We start from the raw sequence: 26,361 nt of genomic DNA on the forward strand, positions 1-26,361 counted from the left end.
CGCCTCAGAGCGTTGCGACCACGACGGTCGCTTCATTGAAGCCACGCGCCTTTTGTTCAGGGCGTATAGTAGAGCTGATAAAACGCCCGTTCGTCGGGTGGAATCGAATGGGTCTCAGTTTCCCCGGTGGCGGTGAAAGTTGAGGTCGTCCACATGCTGAAATCCGAGGTCTGCCGCAGCGTATAAGTCGTGCCCGGAAGCAAATTGCTCATTTCCAGACTCAGGTTTTCAGCAGTCGCGATGATTGCCAATTTGGGCGGGAGCGTGATGCGCAGGTCATCCACATAGAACGTGCCGGATCGTCCCGGACTTTCGTCCGTGCCATCCCAACCCTCCACCAAAATCCGCCAGCGCATCAAGTTGCCCTTGTCCACGGTGGATAGTTTCCAGAAGGCCGCTGCCGGGACTCGCACCAATTGCCAGTCGGGAGCGACGACCAGCGGGGTTGCCGTATAATGAATGGCGGCCCCCACGCTATCGTAGAACGAAATGTAAAACACCGTGCCGCCATCCAGCACGGGTTCCATGGTGGGATCCCCCTTCACCCAGAATTGCACGACCGCATTCTCGGGCAACGAAAACGGGGCGACTTCAGGCGACATTACGGCGCCCCACGGGTAACGACCCGACGCGAAGTCTATCGCCAGTTTGAGTGCCTGGTTGCCTTGCGGTGCGGGGCTGGCCAGGGAGGCGCTGGTCGCCGTCGCCACCGGACTGTTGACGATGGAATAGAATGCGTTCAAGTCGTCGTCATTTACATAACTTTCGAAATCATCAATCAACCCCCGCATGGGTGCGGGCGGCGGAAAATCAATCAACTCGTCATCCCGCACGGTGATGTCATCCACGCGAAGCGTTGCCTCGTAAGGCGCGCCGGCCGGAGAACCCTGGCCATAGATGAAAAGCCTGAATTTGACGATGTCATTCAGATCGGGCAGACCCGTGGAGTCCCAGGGCTTCTCAATGTTATTGGCGAGCTGATTAACCACCTGCCAATTGGTGCTGGTGGGAATGGGCATGCCCCAGCGACCGAAGTTGCCCTGCGAATCGTAGGCATACAGATAAAATTGCGTGAAGGTGCCGTTCGCAAATGCCGGGTCTCCGGCGATCCGGAGTGAAATGTATTGATTCGTATTAATCGCCAGCGGCGTTTCCAGCATCGGCCCATTAATAATCTGCGTGTCCCATTCGCTCTCACCGAAATAGCGATAAATCTCCAGGGACTTGGTACCCGTGGAACCTGTCGCCACATTATCCGAGAGCAGCACATAACCGCTCTCCGCGAACCAGTTCGCATACAAATCGTCATCGCTGGCGTATTCAAAATTCTCAATGACAGTCTGACCGCTGGCGGTCAAAACCAGCAGGGTGCTACTCAAAGCAAGCAGAGTCTTGGTATTTATTTTCATAAGTTGCCTTTCGTCGTTATCGGTTTACCGTCCGACTCTGGGCCGGTGACGATTGGAAGTCAAAATGTTTCTGCCCGCCGTTCACAATGCTTGCCTCAACCAACGGCCTCGCGGGTCGCCAAAGGCGACCAATTCCAGAGCCACATGAAATACTTACTGTTTGTGGAATTATTTTGACGCATCGAGATCGCGACCGGGTTAATCGGATCACTTATTAAGTCGCGTGATTCGAGGCCAATCCGGCGGGAAGCCTGCCCGAATCAATCTGCATTTTTGAGCCGCCACCTGCCGATTTGAATCGCTGGTAGCCTGGCGCGCGGATTTGTGTTATTTCATGGCTGAGAAAAATCATGCGCGGATTGCCCCGTTATCTGAAAACCGTCCTTTGGCTGGTCCTGGCTGTACTTCTCAACGGAGTGACATCCCGAAGCGCCTCTGCCGCGGCGATGGCCCGGTTGAACGGCAGCTTCATTCAGTATTGGAGCGTCATGCAATCGTGGCCCGACCAAAACTGGCAGACCATTTTGGGTCGCATGCAGGAACTGCAGATGGACACCGTGATCATTCAAGCATTGGCCAGCGAGAACAGCGATGGCTCGATCTACTCGTTCATCGGCGCTCCGGGAGAGCCTGATCCGACCGAAACGATTCTGCGCTATGCCGACACGAATAATTTCAAAGTCTTTCTCGGTCTTTACATGCTGAATTGGAATCACGACATGGTTGGCGCGGATTTTTTGGCGGAAACCCAATCGCGCATGGCGGCCGTGGTGCAACAGGCGTGGACGCGTTATCTGACCAATAACGCGCATCCGTCCTTTGCCGGTTGGTATATTCCGTACGAACCGTGGACGGCCGCCTATACGCCGGCGGAAATCACCCGCCTGCGCGCTTTCTTCCAGAACATCACGAGTGCGTGCGAACAAATCGCCGGAGACCGGCCGGTGGCGATCTCGCCGTTCATCAGCGGGTGGCGACCGAATCCGTGTCAGGTCGAAAGCCTCTACAGTGAATTGCTCAATGGATCCGGTCTCAGCATCGTGCTGTTGCAGGACAGTGTGGGTGCGCAACAATGGAATGACGACATTGTCCAACGCACCGCGCCCTATTTTCAAGCTTTCCAAAATGCCTGCGCCACGGCGGGGGTACAGTTCTGGGCCAACCTGGAATCGTTTCTGATCACCAACGATGTCTATACGGCCACCGATATCTCGCGGTTGCGCCGGCAATTCGATGCCGCGACGCCGTTCGTGGAGAAAATCGTCACGTTTGACTTTTTACATTACATGAACCCGGACATCTTTTTGAGCGGCTGGAACAATGCCCGGCGGACCCGGATGCAGCAGTTGTTCAACGATTACCGGACTCAATTCGTAGCCACCGAGTACGCGCCGGATTCGCCACCACGGCTGACCTTGCATGAGGTAGCGGCGGGATTGACCTTGAACTGGTCGGGCATGGTTGGCGATGCGTTTGAAGTGCAGGCCAAAGCCGCCTGGGACGACGATTGGCTGCCCGTGACAACCACCATCATCACCAACGGTTTCAACTATTCCTGCCAGGTGACCACCAGTGACGAGTGCCGTTTCTTTCGGGTGCGACGGATGTCGCGCTTGCAGGTGCCTGATTCGATGATTTGGATTCCGCCCGGTCAGTTTGTGATGGGCACCCCGGCGAGTGATCCGGACCGTACCGCTGATGAGTTGACCTCATTCAGCGCCGCGCTTACGCAGGGATTCTGGATCAGTCGCCATGAGGTAACTCAGTCCGAGTATCAAAACCTGCTCTGCACCAATCCGGCCGCCTTCGCTTCCGCGCTGGAAAATCCGGTGGAACAAGTGAGCTGGACTGAGGCCATGAACTATTGCCAGTCACTCACAGAACGCGAGCAGATGGCTGGCCGACTGCCGGCGGGTTATCTCTACCGTTTACCCACCGAGGCTGAGTGGGAATACGCCGCCCGCGCCGGTTCGACGGAACGCTTCTTTTTCGGTACCGATCCCAACGCGCTGGGGAATTACGCGTGGTATAATGTCAACAGCGGGAACGGACCCCATCCCGTCAGCACATTGTTGGTCAATGATTGGGGGCTGGCCGATGTCAGTGGTAACGTGATGGAATGGTGCTGGGATTGGATCGGTAATGCCCCGAGTGGACCGGTCACCAATTTTATCGGAAGCACGACCGGACCTTATCATGCCATCCGGGGCGGCGCATGGTCCTTTCCGTGGGTTAACTGCCGTAGCGGCTGGCGGGTGGGCTATGCCACCGCTTCGCGTCAGGCTTACGTGGGATTTCGTGTCGTACTTGCGCCGCCTGCGCCATGATCACTCCCGCAAACCGAAAAGAGCCGGACGATTGGTCGCCCGGCTCATGAATTTTCTCTCGGAATTTTACTGCACCTTCACTCGATAAAACCTGGCTGTCCCGCTCATGGGCGCGGTGTAAGGTGAAGTGGCCCCAGACAGGTCGGTGTATTCACCGTCCGCCCGATCGGCCTGCTGCAAGGTGCCGAAAGGCCACGACAGGATGAGCTCATTCCCCGAGCGGCTGACGCCCAATTTGATTGTGGCGTAATAATGGCCGGCAATCTGATCCGGCGTAAGGACGCGATTGTAGAAGGCGATGTCATCCAAGCTGCCGTCAAAGGGCTTGCCGGAATCGCTGAAGCGATGGCCAAAGCTGGCGTAACCGTCGCCGTTGGGAATGAAGGCACCATAGGTCGTTTCCGCCGCAAACTGGCCATTCAGGTAACTGCGGAACATGGTGCCATCGTAGGTCAGTGTGGCGTGATTCCAATTTCCCACCTGGATTGGCCCGCCGCCGGCCAACCACGCCGCGTTCCAGCCCTTGCTGAAGAGTACCCACGCCAGCGTATCGCCGGGTTGTTGGTAAAACAGCCAGCCGTTCGGGCCAGTACCGCCCACTCCCAGTCCCATGGACGTGATCACATTCCGATAATCAGCTTCGCTGGATGAGGCGGCATTAAACCAGACTTCCACGGAAAACGGGCCAGGCGGATTAAGTTCCAACGCCCACGGCACGCGCACTTCGGCCTTATCCGCAACCGAAATGGCCGGATCGCTTTCGCTGGGGATGCCGGGAGCGACACCGTAAGTGATCGGTCCGAGGTCCGCGTTGTATTCGCCGTCGAAACTGCCAGCGGAGTCCACGGCGGTAAAGCTGCCTTCGGTTTCGTTCAAACGCCAATAGGCCACCGGATCATCCTGCAGGACAATGCGCGCGTAACCCGTATTGGGTTGCGGAGTCATACGCGGCCAGACCGTGAGGTACGCGACATCTGAATCCAACGTACCCCAAGGATTGGTGAGTTTGACGTAAAAAGTCTTCTGATCATCTGCCAGTTGCAAATTATCCAACCAGAGCACGCGATTCGTTTCTCCCACCAAGGGATCGTTACCCTCATACCATTGGTAGGAAACGGGCAAGGCTCCACCGGCGGTGACGCCAAACGCCGCTTTGCTGCCCACGTTACGCACCACGGATTCCGGACTGGCATCCAAAACGAGATCCGTCAGGACCGTCAGAATACCTGATCCACTGGTCGCCGCGCCGTGCGGATTGGTCACCGTCACGGTGAATTCGGCCTGGTTATCCGCATCATAGGAGCAGGTGTAATTCAACACGTCGGCAGTCGCTCCGGCAATGGGTTCGGAATTTTTATACCATTGGTACGACAGCGGCAACGAGCCGTCGGCGGTCACCGAAAACGTGGCCACGCGACCGGAATATGTGGAGGTGGCTTTTGGATCCGCGCTTATGCTGGGCGCGACTTCTGAGGAGGTGATGTTGGTCCGACCCACTTCATAGTGTAATTGGATTTGTTCTGCGGACAGTGCCGTCGCATAGATGGCCAGTTCATCCACATTACCATCAAAGAAACCGTCGCCATTGGCGGTGTTGCCGCCAATACGCAACGGGCCACTGGTGTTCACCGATGGCGTCTTTCCGGTTTCAGTCCAGGTCTGGACGCCGTTCGCATAAAAACGCACAGTGGTGCCGTCATAAGTCACCACCAAATGAGTCCATTCCTTGCTGGCGATTGGACCGCCGGCCATGTAGATCCCGCCGCCATTTTGGACAAAGAGCCAGCGTGCCGATTCTCCGGCTTCCTGGCGGAGCCACCAGCCGGTGCTGAAGTCGGCCAGATTACCCACGACACAACGATTCACATTGCCCCAACTGGCTGAACGAGCCCAAAGCTCAATCGTGTAACTTCCGGAAGGATTCAACTCCTCCGCATACGGGACTTCAACGAAGGAGCGTTGTTCGAAGCCACCTTCCGGGGTGTAGGCGTGAAACTTGATGGAGTGGCTTTCGATCCCACCCTGCTGCAGTTGCGGGTACTCGTAGGCGTCATCAAACCAGATCTCACCGGCGTGCAAATCCGGGGCCACTGCGTTGGTGATGGAGGTGGCATCCGCCGCATCCTCAAAGCGATAATAAACTGCCGGGTTGTCCGCTAGCACCGTCTCGGGATAGGAGGCGGCTTCGGCTGCAGGCAACAGGCAGCACCCCGCAGCTGCGAATAAAATCCAACGCACACGCGTGGATGGAGCAAGGCTGAATTTTTTCATGGCTTCTTTCGAGTTCTGTTGATTTTTCCTGTGCCAATCCCAGCGACGTCGTGTGGCTTGGCATTGACTAATGGCGTTTATAGGTGAACCACCTGGGGAAACAAGCAAAATTACCGCGAGGTTGCCCTGCCCAATTGCGAAGCCAGGCGGTCTGCGTTTTCCGGCGTTACCAGCAGATAGAGCCGATCAAAAATTTCACCGGGCATGCCCGCGACACCGCTCGCTGCCTGTGGGGCCACATCCGGCCGCGGCACAATCACCGAGCGAACCTGTTTTTGTTTGAGCGCGGTCAGCCAGTTGGTGCTGCCCTGCGGATCGTAAAGAAACCACGGCGCGGACGTTTTTGTATCGGTGCGAAACAAGGTCTCCATCCCCTCGGGCACGGGGGCAAAGCCGACGAACGCGAGGGCGGTGGGATGTTGCCCGACGAGTTGTTGATACGCGGGCAGGGGAATCTTACCGGCGCGCGCCGCTTTGACTGGCGCATCCAGATTGGCAATTTGCAATTCCCACTCGGGATGGCCGCGAAGCAGCGGGGCACGCAGCGCGTTCGCGTAGGATTCAGCCGTTTCCGCATCCAACGCTCCGGCGGGCGGCAGAACCATGACGATCGTTCCCGATTGACCCGCAATGACGCCCTGCACCTGATTGGCCAGAGAAAAGCTGACCACAGCCAGTGCGCGATTGGGCGGTTTGGCGTCGTCGGAAAACATCGTGCTGCGCACCTGCCAGACCAGCACGCCAATCAGTCCGAGGCAGCTCAGGATAATCAATCCCTGTCCCAGACCAGCCGCGCGCCGGCGCACAAAGAAACCAATTCCACCCACCACCAAAGCCGCTGCCAGGAGAAGATAATAAGTCATGCGTTGCCTGTCGGGAACAGAGGTTCAGGGCACTTTGATCACGTCGAAAATGTTGGTGGGCGCGTTTTTCAACGACTCCACGTGACCGTCCGCAAAGACTCCATTGGCTCGTCCCATTTTGCGGTTGGTGGATTTGGTGCCGGTGTACATGTCGAACAGCGCGCTGCGATCGTTCCCGCCGCTGTGCCGATAGCACACGTTGGCAATGGTGCTGACGTCCGGATATAGCAGGGCGTCGTAACCTTGAGTTTCGCCATACATGATGGTGGCGGACGGTTGTTGAATTTTGTGCGACGCCATATCCAACCGGACGTTGTTGATTTGATAACTCTGCGCGTAACAAAGCCAGCCCCAATAACCACCGCTCAGACTGGATGGACAAAGGAAAATCCGGTTGGTCTGCGTCACCGACGTCGCCACTCTCCGGCCCAGATAAGCGGGCAGCACCCGATACCAGATCATCTCATAAGGGTACGTCGAATTCATCCCGGTATAACCGAGTGGCAGCACCTTGTAATCTTCCTCGTACATCAGCGCCGCCAGCATCATTTGCCGTTCGTTATTGGTGCAGAAGGTCGAGCGACCCTTGTCTTTGGCCTTGGCCAAGGTTGGCAACAACATACCGGCCAGAATGGCGATGATCGCAATCACCACCAGCAACTCGATCAAAGTAAAAGCACGTCGGGAAACTCGTGGTGGCGAAGTCGCGCCCAACTCAGAATGAATGTTACAATCTCGCATAAACCAATTTATTCTGCCTCCCTCCGTTTGGCATCCGGCAACCTTCAGATTTACGCTAGCCCACCCACATCGGTCCGACAACCGCAAAGACGTCTTGACTGTATCTCGTTGGCCGCGCCTGTGTCCCGCTGCTCGCCAAAGCATAAAAGGAAATTTCCCTCGTGCCGGTGCGGTTGGCGTGGGAGAAATGCGGGAGAATTCATGATTGCCCTGCCGCTGAAAGCACGAAACCATGCGCGGGTAATTGCATGATTCGATTCTTCCTCCAACGCGGCTTCACGGCGCTCCGATTGGCAATGCTGCTCCCGATTGTCGGCATTGCTGCGGAGTCATTCTCTGAAGTTAACCCCGAGACCAATGCCCATGCGCGTCGCGAGGCGGTGCGCAACACTTTCGGCACGTATGACGCCGAGCCGCGCCAGAGTGATGGGCGCGTGGATATTGAACGTTTGGTGCGCGAGTTGACTGAGATAAAAGCGCGTACTTACAACTTCCTCATCTGGCACGGCTCGAATGATTGGAGTGACCTGCAATTGTTTCTGCCCCGCGCCCGCGAACACGCCATTCAGGTGTGGGTGACGCTCGTACCGCCCAGCGAGTCGCCACCCCACGCCAAGACATTTTCCGAACCGTTCCGACTCGATTATGAACGTTGGGCCATCGAGATCGCGCAACTGAGCCGGCGTGAAACCAATCTGGTCGCCTGGAGCGTGGATGACTTTGCTTACAACGCCAAAACCTTCACCCCCGAATATCTGCAATCACTGCAAACCCAGGCGCACACCATCAACCCGCGGCTAGCGTTTGTGCCGTGTCTTTATTACCGCCAGCTCACGCCCGAGTTCGCCTCCAAATATCGCCCGCTTTTCGATGGTTTGCTTTTCCCTTATCGCCACGAATCCGCCGGGAGCAATCTGAGCGAGTGGGACACTTTGCCCGCCGAAGTCGCACGCATCCGGGAGCTGTTTGGTCCGACCCTTCCCATCTTGGTGGACGTGTATGCGACGCGCCACTCGCGCTTGGGTGATTCCACACCAGAGTATGTGAAGCGAGTCATGGAGTTGGGGCGCGAACACGCGGATGGCGTCCTGATCTACTGCCATCAATACGCCGACGAAAATCCGGCGAAACACGCCGTCATCAAGCAACTCTTCCAAACCTGGTCACGCAAGCCTTGATCCGAGTATGCCTATCGGCTTCACGATGCATTTCTCCGCGCGATTTGTTGGCGCGTTGATTTCGGTTACGCTTCCTTGTTGGCCATAAAATTCCGCCGCAAACGCCAAGACGGATTGCCTCCGCTTGTGCCATCTTTTTAGGAAGATGCCACTCGACTCTGTAGTCACCAATCGGCTAGTGAGTTCGGTGTAAGAGAGTCGAAGGTTATTTGATGGTTTTATGTTTTCGTGGTTCGCGAATAAGTCGTTGGTACCTTTGAACCGTTGTCTCCCGCCAAACTTGGCAACGGTAAAGGTGGACCTGTCGAGACTGGTGACTAAAAACCGACCCCAACCCCCAATCTTGATGTTCTGGCTCTCACAGTTCACAACCCGGTTTCTTGCAATTTCGCTTTTACTTGGTTGTTTTCAAATCAGGGTGACCGCGGCTGCAGTGCCGGTCATTTTTTCAGGGGCGGATTTTGTCGGCGGGGCGAAGGGACTCTACGGCACGGCGTTTTATGGTCGGCAGCCAGTCAATTACGTCTATGCCCAACCTTCCGGGCTGGCGGCCAGCATGACCGCCACCTTCGAACTCGCCGACGGCTTCGAAGAAAGTCAGTTCCTGACGCTTGATGCGATGGATGATGATGCCTCTTCGCAATGTCGGGTTCGGATTTCCGTTAACGGCCACACCCTCTTCGAAGGCCTGAGCGGTTTTCCGGATGCACAATGGTTTCGAGGGCAATATCGCATCCCCACCGGCATATTGCACACCGGTAGCAATCAAGTAAGCATCGCCAACATGGAGCCCGTTGGCAGTGCGGGTAATCCGCCCTGGTTTATGCTGTCGCGGGCGGCAATTGGGCCGGCCGGTTATCGGCTGCCGCCGTGGCCTGCTTCCGATCCGTTGCAGGTGACCATTCCTTCCGAGCAACGCCCGCTGCCCGAACCGTTGCCTGACGGACAACTGACGCCGGGGTTTGCGTTCCGCGGCATCAAGGGTTGGAATTGGGATCCGGCGCAATACCTCGCAGAGATTCCATTTCTTAAAAGCGTGAAGATGAATTTTCTGATGAATGGGTATTTATCGCTTTTTTCATCCCGCCCGCCAAACGGCTGGGCCAACAATTGGTGGGAGCCGTTGCCGCCGGCAGTGAAAGCCGGGTACGCCGGTGTGATTCAAAGCTGTCAATCCAACGACATCACGTTCTGCTTCGCGATGAATCCGCAGTTATTTTCCTCCCGACCACTAAATGAAACTCATGAGGACGATATTGACGCGCTCTACCAACATTACGCTTGGGCGCAGAGTCAGGGCGTGCGTTGGTTCGCGATTTGCCTGGATGACGTGGCCTGGGCCGGACGCGCGCCGGAGCACGCTTTCCTCGTCAATACGGTAATCTCTCGCCTGCGCCAGCAGGATGCTGAAGCGCAGATGATCTTTTGTCCGGGACCGTATTGGGGTAGCGGCAACGACCCCGCTGCGCACCAGTATTTACAGACCCTTGCTACAGAGTTGCACCCGGACGTTTATGTCTTTTGGACCGGCGATGGCGTGGTGGGGGCGAGCATCACGTTCGCCGCCGCTCAAAGTTATCGCAATCTGGTGCAACACCGTTTGTTTTTGTGGGACAACTATCCGGTCAATGATCTGAACCCCACCCTGCACCTTGGTCCGGTCAGTGGCCGCGCTACGAATCTGCATCAGGTTATTGACGGCTACATGGGTAATCCGATGAGTCCACAAAACGAAATTGACCGGCTGCCGCGCGCCACTTGTGCCGACTACGCATACAATCCGTGGGCGTATGATCCCGCGCGCTCCATGGGCCAAGCCATTCTGCTTTTGGCGCAAACCGGACCGCAGCGCGAGGTATTGAAAGAGCTGGTTGAGCTGTATCCGGGTTTCATCGTCACCGGTGGGGGCACGGGATTTAACCCTGTTCGCAATGCGCTTTCCAATGCGGACATGACGACACGACAGGCGTTAATCGAGCGGCTGAATGTGGTCATCAACGGCTTGGATGCCTCTTTCCCGGATAAATTTCGCGATGCGCGAACAACGGTGGCCAACGATCTCGCCTGGGCGGAAGCCGCAGGCGGACTACGGTTGGTAACTGCGGCCAGTGTGGACGGACAACAACTCACACTGGTGTTCACCAACGGTGTGGAACGCAACTCCGCCACGAATCCCGCCAACTATCGGCTCGTGGGCGGGGCGGTGTTGAGTGGGCAGGTGCTACCCGCACCCGACACCAATGTTTTAGTGCTGCGCACGACGGGTTTGGCGCGGCCTGATTTCTTTGCGCTGACCGCCACCGGCATCAAAGACGCGCAAGGCATCGCAAGAACGCTTTCCGCCTCCGGTCCGATTGCGCCGTTCGTTGCGGCCAACATCGGAATTACGAATGAATTCGGACAGGCGAACGCCATGTGGCCATCAGATCAATGGCTCACCTACTCGCGGGGCAGTGATATTTTTGGCACGAACGATTCGTTGAGCTTTGTCTATCAAGAAATCACCGGTGACTTTGATCTGGTCCTGCACATTCAGTACGTTGGTTTCAACAATGAATGGACGCGTGGTGGACTGATGGCCCGCGAGTCGCTCGCCCCTGGTGCGCGCAACATCATGGTGGGAACTTATCCCAACGGGACGCCCAACTGGATGACCAGTTGGCGACTGGAAACGGATGCACCCACGATGGCCATGCTCACGTCGCGAAGTTCCGTTTTTCCCACCAACGCCTGGGTGCGATTGAAGCGAAAAGGTTCAACCTTTCTCAGCTATTACAATCTGCTCGGCGGTAACCATCCCGATTGGAGTTTAATGGCATCGAACCATCTGGAATGGCCGGGACCATTACTTGTCGGCATGGCGGCCAGCGCCATCGAGGTCGCGGGTGGCGGCCCCGTACCGGCGCGGTTTCGGTTCAGTGATTTCGGCGCTTATCAACCGACGGGACCGCGGTTGTCCATTCAGACGGTTGACGCAGCCACCGTAGCGATTTCATGGCCGACCAATGCCGGTTTGGGCTTTGCGCTGTTTGAATCCACCGGGCTGGTCGCCAACCAGAACTGGCGGCTTTCGGACGCGGTTCCGCTTTTGTTCGGTGCCGATATGCGCGCGCTGTTGCCGACAACCTCGAATACACTCTTTTTTAAGCTCGTCCGTCCAGAAGCCGACTAACCGACGCGGATCATGAACACAACCTGCAAAATCTTCATTCCTTTGGCAAACCGTCGCGCTGATCGGAACGCCCTTCATTCAGTTCGAAGCGCGCGTTCTTTTGCCTTACCGGTTGGGAAGCGATCCGCCGGAGCCTTCACGTTGATCGAATTACTGGTGGTGATTGCGATCATTGCGATTTTGGCGGCCATGCTTCTGCCGGTTCTGGGCCGCGCCAAAGAAAAAGCCAAACGCGCGCAATGCACCAACAACCAACGCCAGATTGGTCTGGGCTGGATCATGTATGTGCAGGACAACAATGATAGTTATCCCCGGATCCGTGGTTGGGGCGGTGCGGGCGGTCAGCGTGGGACGCCCACCCCGACCACGAGCTGGCTCGTGCCGTATTTTGGTATAGATAACGACTACACCAACCGACCGTTGAACCACTACGTTTCCGCCCGTGAAACCTGGCGTTGCCCCTCGGATCGCGGTGACGCCAATTACGGCGCGAAGAATTGTTATATTGAATACGGCAACAGTTATGTGACCCAGCACAACGCGGATTCATGGCGTACCGCGCATGTCACCGCGGATACTCTGCCGAGTTGGGCAAACGGGGCCACTCCCATTCGGCAATCCACTGTGGCTCGCAGCCCGGTGAATAAGATCATTCAAGGCGATTGGGAATGGGAAAACAACGCTTACAATATGAATGATCCGAGCGCGTGGTGGCATAATTACAAAGGGCAACGACGACAGAACATGCTCTTTGCGGATGGTCACGTCGTCTTCTTCCAATTTCCCAATGCCATCGTGGGCTGGGTCAGCAGTCCGCCACCCGACCCAAGTTACCTCTGGTGGTAACGTCCGCCCAAGTGGACAAAACATTCCGCCCTAAACGCCAAGACGATGATTTCCGTTTTTGTCACGATGCTTCACGTTCAACCAAAAGACGGTTATGACCGAATTCGACTATGAAAAAAAGAACTGAGTTCCTCCGCCGCTTCCGCGCGTACCGCGAACGGCTCTCACAAACGCTGGCTGCGTTACTGTGCCTGGTTGCTTGGGGTGTTCAGGGGGCCAATCTGGCATATTGGCAATTTGAGTCTGGCGATCCGGGGGCCGACACTTCCGGCAACAATCACATCCTCAATCTCACTGGCGTTACCACCACCGCGGACGTGGCGGCCAATGCGCCGGGGGGCAGCTCGGCGGTGTTCAACGGGTCGGCTTTTGCGCAAACCGCCGCGACTTTGGATCTCTCCAGCGTGCGGACCCTGACCCTCGAGTTCTTCGCCAAAAGCACCCAGACAGATCTGGGTATGATTTGTGAACACGGGCCGGACATTCTTGGTGTTTCAGGTGCGTTTTATTGCGACTTCAACGAAGGCGGAGCCAATTTTCGTTTGACCCACTTTTCGACAGGATTCAACTACGCATCCGGGGCTGCACCGGTGAGAGACGGCAACTGGCATCACTACGCGGCCACAGTGGACAATCGTGGTGAAATGGTGGTGTTTAACCTGTACGTGGACGGCAATCATCTGGCGACCGTCACTCAAGCGCAGGGGGTTTCCGCCCCGGGTATCAACGACCTCTTCAACATCGGCGCCCGCAACGGCTCGCTTTTCTTTTACAGCGGTGGTTTGGATGAGATGCGTCTGTCGGATCGGATTCTCGACCCGGCGGCGTTCCTCCGAAATCATTATGCCAATGTGACCTTCGGCATCACGCAACAACCAACCAACACAACCGTCATGGAAGGCAGTCCCGCCACGTTCACCGTTGGCGTTGCAGTCACCAACGCTCCGGTCGGAGTGATCGAATACCAGTGGCTGAAAAACGGAGTTGAAATTCCCGGTGCGACGGATGCCAGCTACACCATTCCGCTAACCAGTTACAGTACCGACAATGCCGCTGAATTCAGTGTCCGCGTCACGGCGGCGGGTATTTTTGTGGCTACAATCGTAACGAGTGAGACGGCTCAGTTGACCGTCGTTAAAGACACCACTCCGCCAGTGTTGTTGGGGACGTTCGCGCCGGCAGCCAATTTCGTCACCTTGGTCTTCGATTCGGCACTTGACCCGGCCACGGCTGTCAATCCCGCTCTTTATAGTTTGGACGGCGGCGCCACGGTGGACAGTGCCAGCTTGATTCAAAACCATTTGATTGTTCTTGGTGTCAGCGGTTTGGCCGCCCCGGCGTACACGGTGAGTTTCAGTGAAGTCAGTGACCTTTTTGGTAATTTGGCGAGCGGCTCGCTTTCGGGCACGAATCAGACCGGCTTGGCGTACGCCGATATCGGAACTGTTTCCGTTCCAGGTTATGTTTACGCCACCAACACCACTCAAACTATCGTGGCCGCGACCGGGTCGGACGTCTGGGGCGGAGTGGACGGTCTGGGTTACCTTTATACCAACCTCACTGGCGACTTCGATTTGCGCGTGCGCGTGGAAAACATCGGTGGCGCGTTCAATCCCAATACCCGGGGCGGATTGATGATTCGCGAAGACACGTATTTTGGTAGTCGCAACATCGCCGCGCTGACCTACGTAAACGCTGATAATTGGGTGGTTACCGCCCGAACCGAAACCGACGGCGTCACGACCATCCCCGGATATCCGGGCGCCGGCTTGATTGCACGCACCTCCCCATATCCGAACGCCTGGCTACGGATGACGCGCGCGGATAACACCTTCCGAACATACTACAGCTCGAACAATCTGGACTGGGTCGCCTTGGACGGTGGCGGCATCACTCCGGCGACACCGTTTGCCGACACACTGTTGGTGGGGATGGCCTCCAGTCAGATCTCCGTTGCGGGGCCGATCAGTGGACCCCAAGCGACCTTCACCTATAGTGGCTTCTATAATTTTGTGGTGACCGAAGGCACCATCGTCATTACGACGCAACCCACTAATACTGTCGTGCTGGAAAATCGTCCGGTTTCATTTTATGTGGCCGCAACGCTTCAAGGCGGCGATTCCAGCGCACTTCGCTACCAATGGCTCACCAATGGCGTCAGCGTGGTGGGAGCTGCCGCGCCAACGCTAACCTTGGCAACCCCGCCGCGCTCGCTTTCGGGCGTGCAAGTGCGTTGCGTGGTTTCAGCGGGCCCGAATCTTGCCCCGTTGGCCAGCGACCCTGTGACTTTAACGGTTACTCCCGATACTGCGGGACCCATCGCCGTCACTGCGTCGGCTTCGGCCCTCGATCCTTATACCGCCTTTGTGGTGTTCGATGAATTGCTGGATGAATTCACCGCCACTGATCCTTCACGGTACACATTGGACGGCGATCATTATGTCTATGGCGCGGCCCTGCAAGCTGACCGGCGTACCGTGATCCTTTCCGTGGACGGGCTGGTTTCACCGCAATTCAATGTGACCTGTACCGGCATCACGGACCTGGCGGGCAACCCCACCACGCAAACGGTTACCGGGACGATTTACAATCTTGGCTGGACCATGACGGATATTCAGGGCGCTTTCCCCACGACCTCGAGCGTCATCGGCACTACGCCGGATGGCTTTACCCTGCAATCCCAGTTTGGCGACATCTGGGGCGCAGTGGACAGTTGTGTGTTTGTCTATCATCCGATGACCAACGACTTTGATATCGCCGGGCAGATTGTGAACATTAGCGGCGGTGCGACTTGGAGTCGCGGCGGGTTGATGGCCCGGGTCAGCACGGATGGAGACAGCCCGAATCTTATGGTGGGTTCTTACTCGCAGGCGCAGGGTTCGTACGTCTGGACGGGGCGTTCGACTCCGGGTGGGGCTACCGCGTACGGGCTGGCAGTTCAGAATCCGAGCTTCCCTGACGTTTGGGCCCGCATGCAGCGAGTGGGTAACACCTTCATCGCCTACCACAGTGCGGACGGTTATCACTGGACCCAGTTTGGTGAAATTACCGATATGCAAGCCGACAGTGTGATGTTGGTGGGCATCGGTTTCTCCACTTGTATGTTGACCGACCCCACGTTGGGTACTATTCAGTTTGAACATCTCGGGCCAACGGTATTGCTGCCACAATTGCTGATTACGCAGTCCGGCGCGAATGTCGTGCTGAGTTGGCCGACCAGCGCCGTCGGCTTCCAACTTCAGCAAACCAGTCAACTTGGCACGGAAGTCAATTGGAGCGTTGTAGCCAACCCGCCGACACAGGTGGCTGATACCTGGCAGGTCACCCTGCCTATCAGTGGAAATAGTTTCTACCGGTTGGTGCGGTAGTTTGTTGGTGGGGGATCAAGCCGTAGCGTAACTGCTGGGAGTTGCGTTACGGCTTTTGGTTCACCCGGCTCTGTGGAAAAATCTTTTTCGGCGAGTGAACCCGGCCGTTGCCGCCTCGGTTTTTTAACCGAATCGAGATACTTGAAGTTTGACTCTCTCTCATCCACCGGCAAATTCTAACCTTGATGCCTGCTCCATTCACTGATCCGACCGAACGCGCCAAGCGCGTGGCCTTGGCCTCCGATGCGGGCGTCGGACCAACCGCACCAGGCGAATCCAGCAGCAGTCCATTGCTGGTGAGCGAAAGCTGGTTTGCGCGAGGCACGGGGCAGCCATCGCACGATCCGTTGTCTCGTTTCATTCTGATCGTGTCGGGTAGCGCGCGTTGGGAATGTGCGCAACGCCGTTACGTTCTGGAACCCATCACCCTTTGTCACGTACCCGCCGGACTGACTCTGCAGCAGGAAGTCATGCCGGCGGAAGATTTGCTCGCTTTGATCGTCCGTTATCAACCACATCTGCTCGCGCGAGGTTTGAGTAATCAATTGACTGCGCTCGGACTTGCCCCGCTGGAACTCGGCCATGCCAAGGTCAATCAGGCACGCCTGATTCGCTCCATCTTTCAGGAAATGCTGTTGGAACAGGAGTCCCGACAGGAAGGTTGGGAGATGATGTTACATTCCCGGCTGCTGGATATCGCCGTGCGCACGCTGCGCCTTGCTCAACGCAAAGGGGGCGTGACCGTGCCGCAAATCGAGCCGGGCAGCGAAAGCACCGATCGAGTCGCCCGCTACGCCTTGCAACTTAAGACGCGGTTTTCCCGCCAGGAAACGATGACCCAAGCCGCGCGCTCGGTGGGCTTGAGCCGACGCCAGTTCACCGAACTCTTCCGGCGCGTTACGGGGCAGAGTTGGCGGCAATATCTTCTGGGGCTGCGGTTGAAGCACGCCGCCAGTCTGTTGACCGACACCGATCGCTCCGTGAGCGCGGTGGCATTTGAGTCGGGTTTTGAAGACCTTTCGCATTTTCATCACTTGTTCAAGCTGGAGTACCGTTGCTCGCCGTTGGCGTATCGCGAGCAACATCAGGTGCGTTTACCGGCCAAATTACGTTCACCGGGCAAAGCGGACGCCAACCGAAGCACGGCGTCCGGTTTTCGCTATCGCGGCATGAAGGGCTGGTCTTGGACGCCCGACCAATATCTGGAGGAAATCCCCATTTTGGCAGGATTGGGAATGAACTTTTTGATGAACTGTTATCGTTCGATGAACGTTTCGCATCCCGGCGAACCGTGGCGTAATGAATGGTGGCGGCCCATGTCGCGGGAACGACAGCAGGAGTTTCGGCGCATCATCCGGAGCTGCGCCGAGCATCACATCACCTTTTGCTTCGCGCTCCATCCGCAACTGGCTTCATCGCGACCGTTGACCTTGGGCAGCGCGAAGGATTTGGAGTTGTTTTTTCAGCACTACGCCTGGGCCCAGGAAAAAGGGGTGGAATGGTTTGCCGTGTGCCTTGATGACACCATCTGGGGTTCGGAAGGGCCGGCGGCGCTCGGCATGAGTCATTCGACTCTGGTGAATTCGATTTACCACGCTCTATTCGTCAAAAACGAACGTGTGCAACTCCTGTTTTGTCCGGCGTGCTATTGGGGCGATGGCAGCAATCCGGAACACGCCGCTTACCTCGCCGCGGTGGCCAAGGAGTTGCATCCGGAAATCTATGTGTTCTGGAACGGAGACGCGATTGTGACCCCACGCGTAACGCGACTGGCGGCGGAAAGCTTCAAACGAACCGTGCAACACCGATTGTTTCTCTGGGACAATTACCCAGTGAACGACGGCAACTCCACCATGCACCTGGGACCGCTCAGTGGCCGCGAACCGGAGCTATGTCAGGTCGTGGACGGATACTTGTGCAACTCGATGTGCAGCCAGAATCAAATCAATCGGTTGCCGTTGGCCACCGCTGCCGATTACACATCGAACCCGTGGACCTACAAGCCCGCCCGTTCCATCGGTCAGGCCATTTTACGCCTGGGTCGCAACGCCACCGAACAAACGGTGCTCAAGGAGCTGGTGGAAGCTTATCCAGGCTTCATTGTCGCCGGTGGCGGCACAGGGATGAATCCGGTGCGCGCCAAATTCGGTAACCTGCTGACGGGTGACGGAACGCGTGCGGCGGCGACTAAATTTGCCACGCAGATGGAACGCCTCACGGCGCGTCTCGGCAAGGCTTTCCCCCAACAGTACCTCGATGCGAAACACACCCTGCTGGCCGATGTTGCCTGGATGAAGGAACAACTGGCGCAAATCTCCACCATTCCCCGCGCTCATTGAGGGGCGTGCCCCAAGACCCACCCGGACAATGGTTTTTTGCCGGTATTCTGTGGTGGCAAAGCGAACTTCCTGAATGGCCAATCTTCGTCGCCCAATTCCACAAGACACCGGCGGTTGGCTCTGTCACTATCTTGCATCAAGAGTAGGTACGAGAATCATGCCGTCACTGACGCCGACTGTTGTGAACCGCAACAAATCAGTTTCATTTAAGGCGGGCGATCAAAATTGCCATCAAAACCATCGTGAAATACAAACTGACATTTGTCCGACCCCGTGTGCGGAAGAGCGGTAACCCTGGCCGTGCCTGGGCTGACGGGGAACGCTTATTCCATCAGAATTTGGGGTGGATATCGAACGTTTTGAAACCGGCTCCGGTTGGTGGCGGCGAAACCTTGCGCTGGCGAAAGATGGCCCGACCGATCATGCTGGATGTGATCATTTCGATGACTTTGCGCAACCAAAAAAAGCCAAGACATGAACTTGCTTGATTGGCTGGTGGTGGCGGCCTCGTGCGCTTTGGTCTTCGCGGTGGGGTTGCTCTTTGCGCGGCGCTCGTCACAGCGTGGTGCGACCGGCTACTTCGCCGGTGACCGCGAGGTGCCGTGGTGGGCCATTGCGCTTTCGAACACCGCCACCTACAGCTCGGGCACGGGCGCATTCGTGATGCTGGTGCTGGTGTTCGGGTTGGTGGGTAACTGGCTTTGGTGGGCGAGTTGGGTTGTCTGGATGCCGCTCGTCGCGGTGGTGTGGGCGCGGCTTTGGCGTCGCATGCAAATCGTCACCACCGCGGAGCTTATCTCGTTGCGTTACGGCGGGCGACCGGCCTTGGTGGCGCGGAAAATTTACGCCTTCGTGTGCTGCTTTGGTTTTGCGGTGCTCATCATCGCCTATATCACGGGATTCTTTGCCAAGACCATCGCGCCGCTCAGTCCGCTCACCACCGGTCAGATTCTCCTCATCTTCGGTGGTATTACCGTCATCTACACCATGTTCGGCGGTCTGCTTGGCGTGGTGTATTCCGATGTGGTGCAGTTCGCCATCATGATGGTCGGCAGCGTGGTGTTTCTCTGGCTCGCAGTGGCGCATCTTGGCGGTTGGGGGGAGATTCTCCAGCGCGTCAACGAGGTGCGGCCCGGCGGACTCAAGCAAACACCGCCCGCGCTCGGCGTGGAATGGCTGACGTTGCTCGTTCTATTTGTGCAAGGGTGGTTCTTCGCGGGTTCGCCCACGGCCGGCGAAGGCATGACCGCGCAACGCTTCATGGCCGCACGCGACGAGCGGCACGCGGTCGGCGGCCAGTTGTTCAACACGTTTCTCGCGCTATCATTTCGCACGCTGCCGTTGATCGGCCTGGGCCTCGTGGCGATGACGCTGTTCTGGACCAGCGATCTCGAAAAAAAACTGGGGGCCGCGCCAGCCGGTGTTGCCATGTTGAAAGATCCCGCGTTCGCTTGGGGCGAGTTGATCAAAAGCTCTCATTTGCCGCACGGTTTCATTGGTTTGCTGGTGGCGGCGGAACTGGCGGCGTTCATGAGCACGCTGAGTTCGCTCATCAACTGGGGCGGAAGTTTTGTCGTGAACGATCTGATGCCGAAACGCTTGGTGCGGGATGAAAAAAAGCAGGTGTGGATCAGTCGCCTCACTTCGCTTGCGTTGTTCATCTTTGCCGCCACGGTCACCAACCTCTTCGTGGATGACATGGTGAGCTGGTTTTTGTTCATCAACTCGGCCATGGTGATTTTTCTGCTGCCGCTGGCGTGGTTTCGCTTTTTCTGGTGGCGCTTCAACGTGTGGGGCGAGCTGGCCGCCGTGGTGCTCGGTTTGCCGATTTCGATTTTTGTTTGGTTCGGACTGGACTTTCAACACAAGGAACTGTGGCAGGGCTTGGGCTTGTTGTTTGGTTTAAGCCTGGTCCTGCTGTTGGTGGTCACGCTCCTGACGCCGCCGGAATCAAAGGAGACGCTTAAAACTTTCTACGCGCGCTGCCGTCCGCCCGGGTTTTGGAAGCCGATCCGCGCCGAAGTGGTTCTGCCCGTAAACGGCGAGCCGACCACCGGAGAAATGTTTGTGGACGCGCTGCTCGGCATCGGCTCTGCGCTGGGTTTGGTATTGGCCACCAATGCGTTGTTTGTCGGTGATTGGGGGCGATTTACCATCAGTATCATCAGCTGTGTAATGGCGGGGGGTTGGTTGCTGCGACGGGTGCTCCGTGCGCCTAAACCCATCGCCGCTGCCGCCATTTCAAAACCACCGATTACGACATCATGAAAAAAAGACTGACCCTTCCGATCTCCATCTGGCTGGCAAGCGGTGCCGTCTTGCTGGCGCCAATGACTTACGCCACCAACGTGCCCGGTCCCGCGGTGGTTTCGTTTGCCGGGCCGCAGTTTGAAGGCGGCGCCAAGGATTTGGTGGGGACTTCGTTTCATGGCGAAGAGGTAAACACCATTTATGCTCAATCCACCGGGCCGCGCTCACGGATGCAGATCAAGTTTAATCTCACCGCAATTCCTACCGCCCCGCTCTTCGTGCATTTGCGGGGACTGGATGACGACGCTCGGAGGGCTTCGGCGATTGCGGTGCGACTCAACAACACGGTTTTATTTGAAGGGCCGAACCCGTTTTCAGCCGCAAAATTCGAGATCCGTAAGTGGCCAATCCCCAACCACACGCTGGTGCTCGGTGAGAATTTGCTCGTGATTGCTTCGCTTGAAAAAGCCGGCTCCGCCGGTTCGCCGCCGTGGTTTCAAGTTGCGTTTGCGGCCATTGCTCCCGATCCCTACGTGATTCGAGAGGACTTGCATCAGCAGTTTGCCGTGACGCTGCCGGCGGAGTTGCGCCCATTTCCGGAACTGTTGCCTGCGGGGCAGTCGCCGGGTTTCAAATGGCGCGGTACAAAGGGCTGGGGTTGGTCTGCCGAACAGTATCTGGAAGAAATTCCATGGTTGGCGAAGTTCAAGATGAATTTCCTGATGAACTGCTACATCTCGATGTTCGACATTGAACACCACCCGAATTGGGCCGATGGCGAAGCGAACCGTTGGTGGGAGGAATTGCCGCCGACCAAGAAGGCGGCCTACGAAAAAGTCGTGCGCTCCTGTCAGGAACACCACCTCGAGTTTTGTTTTGCGATGAATCCGAACCTGACGAGTAAACGCTTTATCACGGCGGACTCCACCGCGGATTTGGACGCGCTCTATCAGCACTACGATTGGATGCAAAGCCTGGGCGTACGGTGGTTCAATATCTCACTTGATGACATCACGCAGGGAATTGACGCTGTCGGCCATGCCCGCGTGGTGAACACGATTTTCCGGCGGCTGCGCGCGAAGGATCCTCAGGCGCAGATGATTTTTTGTCCGACCTTCTATTGGGGTGATGGCACCGGCAAGGAACAGCAACCGTATCTCGAGATTCTGGCGCGCGAGCTGGATTCGGATGTGTATCTCTTCTGGACCGGCGATGCCGTCGTCGGTCCGGTTTCGCGTAAAGCCGCGGAAACCTTTCGCCGCATTGGCGGTCACCGCGTGTTTTTGTGGGACAATTACCCGGTCAACGACGACGCGCCCACGATGCACCTCGGGCCGGTGGTTGATCGCGATCCCGATCTTGGCGAGGTGATTGACGGCTACATGGGCAACCCGCTCCGTAAACAAAATCAAGGCAACCGCCTGCCGCTGGCCACATGCGCGGATTATGCTTACAACCCGAGGGCCTACGATCCGTCGCGCTCGATCGGTCAGGCCATTCTGCAGGTGGCGGAACAGCCGGAACAACGTGCCGTGTTGCGCGAATTGGTGGAAGCTTATGCGGGCATGTTGATCTGGTCGCCTCCGGCGCGCAGCACGAGTTTCAACACCGTGCGCCATCGTTTCGATGAAATTCTGGCGTTGCGAAATTCACGCCTGGCCGCGCGCGCCTATGTGGATTACTTGAGCCAGTTGGCGGCGCGGCTGCAAAAGGCGTTTCCCGACAGCTTTCTTGCCGAACGCGAAATTTTGCGGCAAGACTTGAAGGTGATTTCCGATAAACTGCGGCAACGATATCCTGAATCATGAAAACTGTACCGATGACGACCCCAGCCAAACTGGCCTGGTTCGGCGGGCCGAAGCTTCGCCAACGTCCGTTCCCCGCCTGGCCGGTGTTTGGCAAACCCGAAGAACAGCGACTTCTGCGTGCGTTGCGCAGCGGCAAATGGGGCAAACTGCAGGGTGACGAGGTGGCCGAGTTCGAGCGTCGCTTTGCCGCCATGCACGGCTGCCGCCACGCCATCGCGGTGGTCAACGGCACGGTGTCGTTGCGCATTGCTTTGATGGCCGCCGGTTTGAAAGCGGGCGATGAAGTCATTGTGCCGCCCTACACCTTTCTCGCCACGGCGACCGCCGTGGTGGAGGCAAACCTGATCCCCGTCTTCGCCGACATCGAACTGGAAACCTTCAATCTTGATCCGCGCGCCGTGGCGGCGGCGATCACCCGGCGCACCCGCGCCATCATACCGGTTCACTTCGCCGGGCAACCCGCGAACATGACCCGGATCATGGCGCTCGCGCGGAAACACAAGTTGATCGTGATTGAAGACGCCGCTCATGCCCACGGGGCGCGCTACCAAAAGCAGCCTGCCGGCAGCATTGGCCAGCTCGGCTCGTTCTCGTTCCAATCGTCCAAGAATCTCACGGCGGGCGAAGGCGGCATCATCACGACCAATGATGATCAACTTGCCGAGGCGTGTCGTTCGATCCACAACTGCGGTCGCCTGCCCGGGGGCGTCTGGTATGAGCATCACGTCATGTCGGCGAACTATCGCCTGGGCGAATTTCAAGGGGCGGTGCTGAATGCGCAATTGAGCCGTTTGGAAGCCCAAACGAACACGCGCGATCGCAACGGTCAATATCTCGCGGCGAAACTGCGGCAGATTCCAGGACTTTATCCGCAGCAACGCACCGCCGCCACCACGCGGCACAGCTATCATTTGTTTTTGCTCCGAATTGACGCGGCGGCGTTTGGCGCTCCTCGCGCGGCGATCCTCAAGGCGCTGGCGGCGGAGGGCATTCCGGTTTCCGGCGGTTATCCGTTGCCGCTATATCGGCAGCCGTTATTCTGCAACAAGGCGTTTGGCCCGTATCTGCCCGAAGCGCGTCAGCGCCTGAACTTCGGCAAGGTGCATTGTCCGAACTGCGAAACGATTTGCGGGGAACAAGGCGCGTGGCTCGAGCAAAATCTTTTCCTGGGCACTCGTGCGGATATGGACGACATCGCTCGCGCCTTTGCGAAAGTTTATGAGCACCGTCGGGAGCTGGCCAAGGTGCGATCATGAGACTTGGGGCGGCACAAATTGAAATTACCCCGCAACCGGGTGTAGAACTGTCCGGTTTCGCCGCGCGGATTCAGCCTTCCACCGGCGTTCTCGATCCGCTCTTCGCCAAAGCGCTCTACCTGGCCACTCCCACCTCGCGGCTGCTTTGGATTCATGGTGACCTGATCGGTTTTGATCGCGCCATCGTGCAGACGTTCCGTCGTTGGGCGAAGCAGGAACTCGGGCTTGCGGAAGTGCAAGTCATGCTTTCGGCGACCCACACGCACGCGGGGCCTTGCACCATTCATCTGCGCGAGGCGGGTGATTACGATCCGGCCTACGTGGAATTTTTGCTTCAACAGTTGCAACACGTTGCCCGCATGGCGCTCAAAAAAAGCAAGCCGTGTGAACTGGTGGCGGTGGAAGGCCAGCTCGAACTGGCGGTGGACCGGCGGCAACGCGCCTCGGCGCATACCGACTCACGCGTCGGGGCTTTGGGGTTCCGCCGGGCCGATGGCACGTTTGTCGCCGCGCTGTTGAATTATGCGATTCATCCAGTGGCGCTTGGGCCAACGAATCGCTTGATCAGCGCGGACCTTTCCGGCTCCGCCGCCAACCGTCTCGCTCAAACTCTGCCCGGCCAGCCAATCGTGCTGATGACCAACGGCGCTTGCGGCAATCTAAATCCGCCCGCGGAGAACGTGACCGCCGCACAAGTGCAGACCTGGGGCGCGCAAATTGCCGATGCCGTCAGCGGGCTGTTGTCACAAGCCGAGCCGTGTCCTGAACCCAGCCTGCGCATCGTGCGACGCACCGTGTCGCTGCCGCTCGAAGTGTTAGACGCGGTCGGAATCAATGGATTTGCCGATCGCGCCTTGCACGATGTCGGTCCGCTCGCGCAATGGGGCGACAAGTATCGGCGCGTGGTCGAGCATTGGCGGCAGACGCTGCTGCGGAATGGAACGAGCCGCACCGCTGATCATCACGAGGCCGAGTTGTTCGGAGTGAGTTTGAATGGAGTTATTCTGCTTGGCGCGAATGCCGAGGTCTTTTCCGAATTCACCGATCTGCTGCGCCGCAAGAGCGACCGGAAGATTTACGTCATTGGTTATGCAAACGGCGACGTCGGCTATCTGCCCACGCGCGCTGCGTATGCCGAAGGCGGATACGAAGTCGAAGTGGCGCATCTGTTTTATGGTGGCTTTCGACCCCAGACGGGCGCGCTCGAGTCCTTGCTGGAGGAGGCGTTCGCAGTTGTCCAATCGCTCACCGCGACGCCCGTCGTCCCGGCTCCGGTCGCGCAGGAAAGATAAATCAAACCGTTACGCTTGCGGTTACGCGCTGATTTGCCATTGTAAGCCGCGACATGAAATCGCGTCTCCTGGCCCGCCCACTCGCCATCCTGATAATTGTTTGCGGAATAAGTTTCACCGCGCCGGCCGAACGATTGCCGCGTACCAATCTTTTGGTTTACCACAACCAAAACGGTGTGGTGCGTCCGGTTGAATCGAAGCGTGACTGGGAGCAGCGTCGGGCGGAAATTTTACGCGGCTTCGCAAAGGTGGCGGGCGAATTGCCGGATCGCGAAGCCAAGTGGTGCGAACTCGAAGTGCAAATCACCGAGGTTGAAGACTGCGGCAGCTACGAACGCCAGTTGATCAGCTACCAATCCGAACCCGGTTCGCGAGTGCCGGCCTATTTGTGCCTGCCCAAGCGCGCCTTGACTGGCGGCAAAAATTTCCCGGCCGTTTTATGCCTGCATCCGACCGATATGAAATACGGACACCGTTCGGTGGTGGAAACGGTCCGCGACTATTACCGGGCCTACGCGCACGACCTGGCCACCCGCGGCTTTGTCACCATCGCCCCCGCGTATCCGCTGATGGCGAATTTTCAACCGGACCTGGAGCGGCTGGGGTGGAGCAGTGGCACGTTGAAAGCGGTCTGGGACAATCAACGCGCGCTGGACGTGCTCGACGCCCTGTCATTTGTGAACCATCGGGGTTACGGCGTGATTGGTCATTCGCTGGGCGGGCACAACGCCCTTTTCACCGCCGCGCAGGACTCGCGTCTCAAGGTGGTGATTTCCAGTTGCGGCTTTGATGCGTTTCCCGATTACTACGGCGGCGATCCGCAGCGCTGGGCGCCAGGGCAGGGCTGGGCGCAAACCCGTTATATGCCCGGACTATCCGACTACCGTCATGACTTGAGCGGAATTCCCTTCGACTTTCCCGAGCTGCTTGGGGTCCTCGCGCCGCGCATGGTTTTCATCAGCGCGCCGTTGGACGATTCCAATTTTCGCGCCAGCAGCGTGGATGACTGTATCCGCGCCGCCCGACCGATTTATCAACTGTACCGCGCCCCGGGCAATTTACGCGTCGTGCATCCGTCCGGGGGACATGATTTTCCTGCGCCAGTGCGGGAACAAGCCTATCGCCTGCTCGCCGAACAATTGCGCTGAGCCAATCTGCCGTCGCGCCCGCGTCGGTTGAAAAATATTGGTGGACGGCAGCTAAAAAGCCTCGCGAAACCACTGGAAGTCTTGTTGGGTCAG

At 57.6% G+C, this 26,361-nt stretch carries 15 protein-coding genes; 11 read left to right on the top strand and 4 right to left on the bottom strand.

Going from position 1 to position 26,361, the window contains the following annotated elements:
* Positions 1–56 precede the first annotated feature (56 nt).
* Complete coding sequence (locus tag M9920_11050; protein MCO5052829.1) at positions 57–1,409, bottom strand: hypothetical protein; 1,353 nt, start codon at positions 1,407–1,409, stop codon at positions 57–59.
* Between the two features lie 350 nt (positions 1,410–1,759).
* Between M9920_11050 and M9920_11055 the strand changes: the two genes are divergently transcribed.
* Positions 1,760–3,736, top strand: a complete 1,977-nt coding sequence (locus M9920_11055) for a DUF4434 domain-containing protein (GenBank protein MCO5052830.1) — start codon at positions 1,760–1,762, stop codon at positions 3,734–3,736.
* A gap of 66 nt (positions 3,737–3,802) precedes the next feature.
* Here the strand turns inward: M9920_11055 and M9920_11060 are convergent, their stop codons facing one another.
* The 3 genes from M9920_11060 to M9920_11070 all read right to left on the bottom strand — a co-directional run bounded on the left by M9920_11060 (position 3,803) and on the right by M9920_11070 (position 7,611).
* Complete coding sequence (locus M9920_11060; GenBank protein MCO5052831.1) at positions 3,803–6,007, bottom strand: hypothetical protein; 2,205 nt, start codon at positions 6,005–6,007, stop codon at positions 3,803–3,805.
* A gap of 110 nt (positions 6,008–6,117) precedes the next feature.
* Positions 6,118–6,870, bottom strand: a complete 753-nt coding sequence (locus M9920_11065; protein ID MCO5052832.1) for a hypothetical protein — start codon at positions 6,868–6,870, stop codon at positions 6,118–6,120.
* 24 nt (positions 6,871–6,894) lie between these two features.
* The gene (locus M9920_11070) at positions 6,895–7,611 is read right to left on the bottom strand and encodes a type II secretion system GspH family protein (protein MCO5052833.1); all 717 of its coding nucleotides are present in this window, start codon (positions 7,609–7,611) and stop codon (positions 6,895–6,897) included.
* A 248-nt stretch (positions 7,612–7,859) separates the two neighbouring features.
* Here M9920_11070 and M9920_11075 point away from each other — a divergent pair, with 248 nt between their 5' ends.
* The 10 genes from M9920_11075 (at position 7,860) to M9920_11120 (ending at position 26,268) form a co-directional block, all read left to right on the top strand.
* A complete protein-coding gene (locus M9920_11075; GenBank protein MCO5052834.1) occupies positions 7,860–8,789 on the top strand; it encodes a hypothetical protein in 930 nt (309 codons plus the stop codon).
* A 418-nt stretch (positions 8,790–9,207) separates the two neighbouring features.
* Entirely contained in the window at positions 9,208–11,961 is a 2,754-nt protein-coding gene (locus tag M9920_11080; protein MCO5052835.1) for a beta-N-acetylglucosaminidase domain-containing protein, read from the top strand.
* A 141-nt stretch (positions 11,962–12,102) separates the two neighbouring features.
* Positions 12,103–12,807, top strand: a complete 705-nt coding sequence (locus tag M9920_11085) for a DUF1559 domain-containing protein (GenBank protein ID MCO5052836.1) — start codon at positions 12,103–12,105, stop codon at positions 12,805–12,807.
* Between the two features lie 110 nt (positions 12,808–12,917).
* Positions 12,918–16,175: a hypothetical protein gene (locus M9920_11090; GenBank protein ID MCO5052837.1), complete on the top strand. Its 3,258-nt coding sequence runs from the start codon at positions 12,918–12,920 to the stop codon at positions 16,173–16,175.
* Positions 16,176–16,360: 185 nt separating this feature from the next.
* On the top strand, positions 16,361–18,514 hold the full coding sequence (locus M9920_11095) for a beta-N-acetylglucosaminidase domain-containing protein (protein MCO5052838.1): 2,154 nt from the start codon (positions 16,361–16,363) through the stop codon (positions 18,512–18,514).
* Between the two features lie 474 nt (positions 18,515–18,988).
* Positions 18,989–20,782, top strand: a complete 1,794-nt coding sequence (locus tag M9920_11100) for a sodium:solute symporter (protein MCO5052839.1) — start codon at positions 18,989–18,991, stop codon at positions 20,780–20,782.
* Positions 20,779–22,572, top strand: coding sequence for a protein O-GlcNAcase (locus M9920_11105; GenBank protein ID MCO5052840.1), 1,794 nt, complete (start codon positions 20,779–20,781; stop codon positions 22,570–22,572). Before M9920_11100 ends, M9920_11105 begins: the two co-directional genes overlap by 4 nt.
* A complete protein-coding gene (locus tag M9920_11110; protein MCO5052841.1) occupies positions 22,569–23,828 on the top strand; it encodes a DegT/DnrJ/EryC1/StrS family aminotransferase in 1,260 nt (419 codons plus the stop codon). The genes M9920_11105 and M9920_11110 overlap by 4 nt, the downstream gene beginning before the upstream one ends.
* A complete protein-coding gene (locus M9920_11115) occupies positions 23,825–25,120 on the top strand; it encodes a hypothetical protein (GenBank protein ID MCO5052842.1) in 1,296 nt (431 codons plus the stop codon). Before M9920_11110 ends, M9920_11115 begins: the two co-directional genes overlap by 4 nt.
* Positions 25,121–25,173: 53 nt before the next feature.
* Complete coding sequence (locus M9920_11120; protein MCO5052843.1) at positions 25,174–26,268, top strand: alpha/beta hydrolase; 1,095 nt, start codon at positions 25,174–25,176, stop codon at positions 26,266–26,268.
* Positions 26,269–26,361 lie beyond the last annotated feature (93 nt).

The sequence above is a fragment of the Verrucomicrobiia bacterium genome, assembly GCA_023953615.1.
Taxonomy (GTDB): Bacteria; Verrucomicrobiota; Verrucomicrobiia; order Limisphaerales; family JADLHS01; genus JADLHS01.